Source organism: Pontibacter sp. HJ8, from assembly GCF_054824225.1.
On sequence record NZ_JSYF01000141.1, the window covers coordinates 1 to 7599 of the forward strand.

A 7599-nucleotide genomic window follows, 5' to 3' on the forward strand; every position below is an offset into this window, starting at 1 on the left:
TGCCACGAGCTACGACTGGCTATTGAAATTGATGGAGATAGTCATGATCACAAGATAATCTATGATAGTTTGCGGCAAAAAGAGCTGGAAACGTTTAAGATTCACTTTGTTCGATTCGATGACCTGGATGTAAAGAAAAATATTGGTTTTGTACTGAATGAGTTGATATTTCACATCCAGGAGATTTCCTCCAGAGAGTAAACACCCCTCTAACTCCCCTCAAGGGGAGAATTTTCCTTCTGAAGCATTATTCATCCACAGTCACTTACAAAAAAGGCTGCCCGATTACTCAGGCAGCCTTTCCTATTTATACTTTGCTTCTGATTAGAAACCAGCCAGAATACGGTTCAGCGTTTCGCTTGGGCGCATGGCTTTGTCTACCTTCTCATTATCGGGGTGGTAGTAGCCGCCCAGGTCAACCGTCTTGCCTTGCGCAGCAATCTGCTCGTCTACGATCTTCTGCTCGTTGTCCGTCAATTCCTGGGCCAGTTTCGTGAATCGGTCTTTCAGCTCCTGGTTTTTGGACTGCTCAGCCAGCGCCTGTGCCCAGTAGAGCGCCAGGTAGAAGTGGCTGCCGCGGTTGTCGATGCCGCCTACTTTGCGCGAAGGCGACTTGTCTTTCTCCAGGAACTCCGCATTGGCCTGATTCAGTGTTTCTGCCAGAACTTCTGCCTTCTCGTTCTTGGTCTTGTAAGCCAGGTCCTCCAGCGATACCGCCAGTGCCAGGAACTCGCCCAGCGAATCCCAACGCAGGTAGTTCTCTTCTACGAACTGCTCCACGTGCTTCGGTGCAGATCCACCGGCACCCGTTTCGAACAAACCGCCACCATCCAGCAACGGAACGATCGAAAGCATCTTGGCACTGGTACCCAGTTCGATGATCGGGAAAAGGTCGGTCAGGTAGTCACGCAGCACGTTGCCGGTTACCGAGATCGTGTCTTTACCCGTTTTTGCGCGCTCGCAGGTATAGCGCATGGCTTCTACCGGCGACATGATCTTGATCTCCAGACCGCTGGTGTCGTGGTCCTGCAGGTACTTCTCTACTTTTTGGATCAGGTTCGCGTCGTGGGCACGCTGTGGATCAAGCCAGAAGATAGCCGGCGTGTTCGTGATGCGGGCTCTGGTCACGGCCAATTTCACCCAGTCCTGGATCGGAAGGTCTTTTGTCTGGCAAGCTCTGAAGATATCACCTTCTTCGACTTTCTGCTCCATCAGCGTATTGCCGCTTGCATCAACTACGCGTACCACGCCAGCCTCAGTGATCTCGAATGTCTTGTCGTGGGAGCCATACTCCTCGGCTTTCTGCGCCATCAGGCCGATGTTTGGCACCGTACCCATCGTGGTTGGGTCGAAAGCGCCGTTCTCTTTGCAGAACTGGATCACTTCCTGGTAGATCTGCGCGTAAGAGCGGTCCGGAATGATCGCTTTAGTGTCGTGCAGTTTGCCATCCGGACCCCACATCTGGCCGGAAGAACGGATAGCCGCCGGCATAGAGGCGTCGATGATCACGTCGCTTGGCACGTGCAGGTTGGTGATGCCTTTGTCGGAGTTTACCATCGCCAGTTCCGGACGCTGGCCCATCTCCGCTTTCAGGTCAGCTTCGATCTCAGCACGCTTCTCGGATGGTAGGTTTTGGATTTTAGCATACACGTCGCCCATACCGTTGTTCGGGTCAACGCCAATCTCTTTGAATGTGGCCGCGTGCTTGGCGAAAGTATCTTTGAAGAACACGGTCACCGCGTGGCCGAACATAATAGGATCAGACACTTTCATCATTGTCGCTTTGAGGTGCAGCGACAGCAGGATGCTTTGCTCTTTTGCCTCCGCGATTTCCTTCTCCAGGAAAGAACGTAGCGCATTACGGCTCATCACTGAAGAGTCCATCACTTCGCCGGCTTTCAAGGCTACTTTGTCTTTCAGTACTTTGGTCTCGCCATTGGCACCAACAAACTCGATGCGTACATCGGTCGCTTTGTCCGCTACCACCGACTGCTCGCTGCCGTAGAAGTCGCCGCCCGTCATGTGGGCCACGTGTGTTTTAGAGTCAGATGACCACTTGCCCATGGAGTGTGGGTGCTTTTTGGCGTACTGCTTTACGGCATCAGCCACACGGCGATCTGAGTTTCCTTCGCGCAGCACCGGGTTTACGGCACTACCCAAAATCTTGGCATAACGTGCTTTCGCATCTTTCTCGGCATCGTTTTTCGGGTCGGCCGGGTAATCCGGGATGTTGTAGCCCTGCGACTGCAATTCTTTGATTGCCTCTACCAACTGCGGAATAGAAGCGCTGATGTTGGGCAGTTTGATAATGTTGGCTTCCGGCGTTTTCGCCAGGTCTCCCAGGTAGGCCAGGTCATCGTTCTGCTTCTGGCCTTCTGCCAGGTTCTCGGGGAAGGCAGACAAAATACGGCCTGCAAGCGAGATGTCTCTTGTTTCTACTTCAATGTCGGCTGCCTTCGTGAAGGTTTGCACGATCGGCAAAAAAGAACGGGTTGCCAGCGCTGGCGCCTCATCGGTTATGGTGTAAACAATTTTAGCTGTTTTTGTCATATTGATCTTTCGTTTAAGGCTATACCTTCCCCATACTACGGGGAGATACAGGTTATAAGGACTAATTCTACATTTAAATCTGAATAGCAAATATAAGAGTCTTTTTGGTATGGGCGAACCCGGGCGCCACCTTTACTGCTATACCTGTATACCCGAACGCTCGCTTCCATCCGACGCATGGTGCAGTGTACGTGCACGGGGTTTATACCTGTCCGGGGTTGCTATATAGGGCACATCGAAAATTTATAACAAAGTAGCCGCTACTGCGGTGTTTGATAAAGTTCGTCGCCTGCAGCTTGCATCGATCCCTGCGTATCAAAGCCCTTGTCCCAGCCGGTATGGCAAAATTGAGTTCACTCTTCAGGCCGACTATAGCCTGCCAAATCGGGCTTCAGCAGTCCTGACAAGCCTGGTGCGGAGAGATAAAATTGCACCTGGTTTTCGGCTGTTTCCTTGCATTATTGAGGAGCAGGAGCAACCGTAACCCGATGCGCACGTTCTTATTAGCTATCTCCAGACTTAGCTTTTTGCATATGATTCTATCCTTACGCTTCTCCCGCCGGTACCTCTACAAAGCCTTTCTCCTGCTGCTCATCTTCTCCATTTTTGCACCCGTTCTGCAGGCAGCGCCGCTCAAGATCATGACACTTGGCAACTCGATCACCCAGGGCAATACAGAGCATCCGAGCTACAGGTACCCGCTCTGGAAAAAGCTGATCGACGCGGAAATAGATTTTGAATACGTAGGATCCCACAACGTAAACAGCGGAGGCATCCCCAACCTGCCGGATTACAAGGGCAAAAAATATACGAACCTGAATGAAGGGCATTGGGGCTGGCGCGCAGATCAGCTGCTGCGAGGGCACAACACGGAACGCAACAAGGGCAAACTGAGCGATTGGCTGGAGGGCTATACCCCGGATATGGTGCTGCTGCATGCAGGTTCTAATGATGTGATGCAGGAACAGCCAGTGGATCAGACTATAAAAGAGCTCGAAGACATCGTGCGTGAGATCCGCAAAAAGAACCCGGGCGTAACCATCCTGCTGGCGAAGCTTATACCTGTCTGGCGGGAGAAGGTAGGACAACCTACCGTTGACAGGCTGTATGCTTTTAATGCGCAGATTCCCGCCTTAGCCAACAAACTAAACACAGCGCAGTCGCCGGTACTGGTGGTAGAGCAACCCGCAAACTTTGACCCCACACCCGGTGCCGACACCTGGGATGGCATACATCCCAACGCCAGCGGCGAGGAAAAAATGGCGCAGAATTGGTTTGAAGCCATCGCATCCGAAATCATCGTCCCCCTGCCCGTAGAGCTGCACAGCTTTCAAGGTATAGCCACTGAAAGCGGCATACAGCTTTCCTGGACGACGGCATCCGAAGAGGACAACCACTATTTTGAAGTGCAGCGCAGCCAAGACGGAGCTAACTTCAATGCGATTGGTCAGGTAAAAGGAGCCGGCACGACATCTCTCAAACAAACCTATACCTTCGAAGATACGGCAGCCCTTGCAGGCACCAGCTATTACCGCCTGCGGCAGGTGGACTTCAGCGATGAGCAAAGCTATTCTGCCGTAGTAGCCGTGACCTATACCCAGGACGAAACAGTATCGATGCAGCTATACCCTACCCAGACACAGGGCGACCCTGTTACCCTGAAAATGAGCGCCCTGCAGCCGCAGGAAAAGTTTACTATCGGGATCTATACCCTGGAAGGCAAGCTGGTCAAGGCATTTGAGGCAGAAGCTGATGGGCAGGGGAATTACTCAGAACTGCTACACCCCGGGGACCTCCAAAACGCCCGCCTGTATATGGTGCGGGCCGCCACAGGCGATCGCGTATACCTGCGCCACCTGATGGTGGACCTTTAGACGAGCTAGAAGGGATGATGTTTTACTCCCCGGACTCCTGCTCCTGCAGCAGCCCGATTACTTCTTCATCGCTCACCTGTGTAAATTCCTGGTAAAACTGCCCCACTGCCTGAAAGTAAGGGGGCACCAGCAGGCAAACGACTTCATCTACTATCGCGCTGAACTGCTCAATGGCGGCATAAGGAGCCACCGGCACGGCCACCACTATTTTGCTGGGTTGCTGCTTCTTGACCAGGTTAATCGTGGACAGCAGCGTCTTGCCCGTCGCAATGCCATCATCCACAATGATCACCACTCGGTCTTTGAGGTTGACCGGCTGCCGGTTGCCCATGAAGAGCCTGTGCTTTTTGCGCAAACTTTCCTGAATCCGCTCTACCTCCGCTTTGATGTACTCCTGCGGCACATTGATACGTTCATCCACCGCCACAGCCTCCAGGCTCACAGCCCCTATCGCATATTCGGGGTTGGCCGGATGACCGATCTTTTTGGAAACCGTCACCTCCAGCGGCATACCCAAGCGCCTGGCAATAGGAGCCGCCACCGGCACCCCACCCCGGGGTATAGCCAGCACCACGCCTTTCTGGCCCTGGTATTTCTCCAGCCGGTCTGCCAGCATCAGCGCAGCTTCTTCCCTGTTTCGTATATTTTCCATGGTTGTTTTTGAGAATGAGTGAATGAGCGAATCAAAAGTTCGCTGCTGTCAAGCAAAGTCAGGCCTCCCTAGGTATAGCTGCCTCCTTCAAACTTCAAGTATTCTAAATTGCAAACTCACTCATTCAAAATTAAGAACTAAGGCCTGTCCTGGTGCAAGGGGTGTTGTTTGCCCGGGCCAAGGTATTTCCGGAACCAGTCTGTAGCCAGTTGGGCCGCCATCTCCAATGCGCCCGGTTCCTCAAACAAGTGTGTCGCGTCGGGCACCAATTCCAGGTCCTTGATGCACTGCATTTGTTCCTGTGCCTGTATGTTCAGGGCCAGCACCTGCTCGTCCAGCCCTCCCACGATGAGCAGCGTGGGCGTCTGCACATCCGCCAGCACAGCGCCTGCCAGGTCGGGCCTGCCGCCCCTGCTCACCACGGCATCGATGATGTCGCCGCCCAGCGCTGCCGCAGCACTTAACGCGGAGGCAGCTCCGGTACTGGCCCCGAAGAAGCCGATACGCAGGTCCCGGGTGGCCGGGTTATGCTGTATCCAGTTCACCGCCTCGATCAGTCGGGTGGTCAGCAGTTGTATGTCAAAACGGCTTTCCTGTCGCTGATCTTCTTCCTGCGTGAGCAGGTCAAACAAAAGTGTGGCAAAACCCGAGCGCTGTAGATGCTCGGCCACAAAGCGGTTGCGGGAGCTCAACCGGCTACTGCCGCTGCCGTGCGAAAAAACAACCAACCCCTTTGCCCCTTCCGGTATGGCCAGGTCTCCTGTCAGCTGAACGCGTTGCAAAGCGAGCTGCACACTGTCTTTGAATAAAAAATTTGCCATAGTCATCTGTTTTTCATCCGGGTCTATCATCCTGTCTCTTAGTACTTTGATTTACGACCTGACCTGACAATGGTTGAATGATTGTGGTATACCTGCTGCAACCCAAAGCCGCCAATCTTATTGCCTCCCTGCCCGTACACGAGCTATACACAAGCTTCCACTCTATGCACCGTCATCCCATTATTTTTCTGACTTACCTGGTCTTCTTTACCATGCTGACTTCCTGCGGTCAGGACGAGAAAAACCAGGCTGCCCTGCAGTCGGAGGAGCCCGAGAGTCTGGAACAGGTACAGGAGGAGCACCTGCGCAGGGGCAACACACCCGGCCTGGATACCATGCACTTTCAGACCGCTTTTGCGCTCTTTCTCAAAGCCCTCCAGGCATCTGATACCTTGACCCTAAACGAGTTCATTCAGCCGGATTACGGGGTATGGTTCATTGAGCAGCCCGGGGCTATGCCCAAGATGACGCATGTGACCGATATCCGCCAGTTCAAGCGGGAGTACCAGGACCGCTCTTTCTTCACGGTGCAGGAGGAGGTGAAATCATGTGATCTTCAGGAAGAGGTATGGCCCGCTTTTGATTGCGCTGAGATGAATTATGACGCAGGAAAATCCGGGTATAGCAAGGACGGCTGCTTTGTGTGGCAACCCGATAAGTTTCAGAAAAGCGGCTACTGGAACTACGCCAGCCTGTCGGATGCCCAGATCGCGCAGATAAAAGACATGCTGCCGCTTGTACAGAAATCCGTTCTGCATACAGCTACTTCCTTCGAGTTTCACTTCGGCTTCGTCAACGGGCAATGGCGGCTGCTCTTCGCCAAACTTATTTATCCCTGCAGTGCTTAATTAATTTTGAATGAGCGAATGAGTGATTGAGTGAATCAGCAACAATCGCACCTCCTGCTTCCAGACACTTTCATTCGTAATTCGTAATTCTTAATTCGTAATTAAAAACCATGGCTTACTACAGACGATTCGACTATCCGGCACCCGATCCTGCTATTCTGAAGGAACTGACACGGCAACAGGAAGAAATGCAGCAGCGCATCATCCTGCAAAAGCCGGACTTCGAGCTGAAACTGATTGCCGGCTGCGACTCGTCTTTTATAGGCGAAGACACAATTCTGTCTGTATTTGTGCTGCTCTCCTACCCGGAACTGGCAGTGCTGGAGAAGGTATGGCATCACGGCCCTGTGGAACTGCCCTACATACCGGGCTTCCTGGCCTTCCGGGAGGCACCCAACATGCTCAAAGCCTACGAAAAGCTGCAACAAAAGCCCGACCTGATCATGGTGGACGGGCACGGTATATCGCACCCCCGCCGCTTAGGTATAGCCACGCATGTTGGCCTGCACCTGAACAAACCCACTATGGGCATCGCCAAGAAAGTGCTGGTAGGAAAGTATAAGGAGCCCGAAAGCACAAAAGGGGCAATCGCCCCGCTGATTTATAAAGATGAGATCATTGCCAACGTACTGCGCACCAAAGATAATGTGAAGCCTGTGTTTGTCTCGCCCGGACACTTGATGGACCTGCCCTCAGCCACAGAAATTGCCATGGCTTGTGCTCTCAAACATAAACTGCCCGAGCCTACCCGCCTGGCCGACCATTATGCGGCCGTGTTCAAAACTGAGGTAAAATGATCCGGGAACACGAAGCACGCTAGTTGCCTGCTTTTCTAGAAGCCATCACCGAAGTCA

The 7599-nt window shown here is 52.9% G+C and carries 7 protein-coding genes; 4 read left to right on the forward strand and 3 right to left on the reverse strand.

What is annotated here, in order from left to right; all coding sequences use genetic code 11:
- The coding region (locus tag OB13_RS07600; protein WP_461489558.1) for a DUF559 domain-containing protein at positions 1-201 on the forward strand (201 nt) is incomplete at its 5' end.
- A 123-nt stretch (positions 202-324) separates the two neighbouring features.
- On the opposite strand, the gene OB13_RS07605 is transcribed toward OB13_RS07600, so the two are convergent.
- Entirely contained in the window at positions 325-2550 is a 2226-nt protein-coding gene (locus OB13_RS07605; protein WP_461489559.1) for an NADP-dependent isocitrate dehydrogenase, read from the reverse strand.
- A 533-nt stretch (positions 2551-3083) separates the two neighbouring features.
- On the opposite strand from OB13_RS07605, the gene OB13_RS07610 reads away from it, so the two are divergent.
- Positions 3084-4424 carry an SGNH/GDSL hydrolase family protein gene (locus OB13_RS07610; protein ID WP_461489560.1) on the forward strand — a complete coding sequence of 447 codons (1341 nt, stop codon included), beginning with the start codon at positions 3084-3086 and terminating at the stop codon, positions 4422-4424.
- A 22-nt stretch (positions 4425-4446) separates the two neighbouring features.
- Here OB13_RS07610 and OB13_RS07615 read toward each other — a convergent pair whose 3' ends face one another.
- Both OB13_RS07615 and OB13_RS07620 read right to left on the reverse strand, forming a co-directional pair.
- The gene (locus OB13_RS07615) at positions 4447-5076 is read right to left on the reverse strand and encodes a phosphoribosyltransferase (protein WP_461489561.1); all 630 of its coding nucleotides are present in this window, start codon (positions 5074-5076) and stop codon (positions 4447-4449) included.
- A 137-nt stretch (positions 5077-5213) separates the two neighbouring features.
- Positions 5214-5897 (reverse strand): dienelactone hydrolase family protein, encoded by a 684-nt coding sequence (locus OB13_RS07620; RefSeq protein ID WP_461489562.1) that lies wholly within the window; start codon positions 5895-5897, stop codon positions 5214-5216.
- A 77-nt stretch (positions 5898-5974) separates the two neighbouring features.
- Here OB13_RS07620 and OB13_RS07625 point away from each other — a divergent pair, with 77 nt between their 5' ends.
- Positions 5975-6745 (forward strand): hypothetical protein, encoded by a 771-nt coding sequence (locus OB13_RS07625; RefSeq protein WP_461489563.1) that lies wholly within the window; start codon positions 5975-5977, stop codon positions 6743-6745.
- Positions 6746-6855: 110 nt separating this feature from the next.
- The gene (gene nfi / locus OB13_RS07630) at positions 6856-7542 is read left to right on the forward strand and encodes a deoxyribonuclease V (RefSeq protein WP_461489564.1); all 687 of its coding nucleotides are present in this window, start codon (positions 6856-6858) and stop codon (positions 7540-7542) included.
- The last annotated feature ends 57 nt before the right edge of the window (positions 7543-7599 follow it).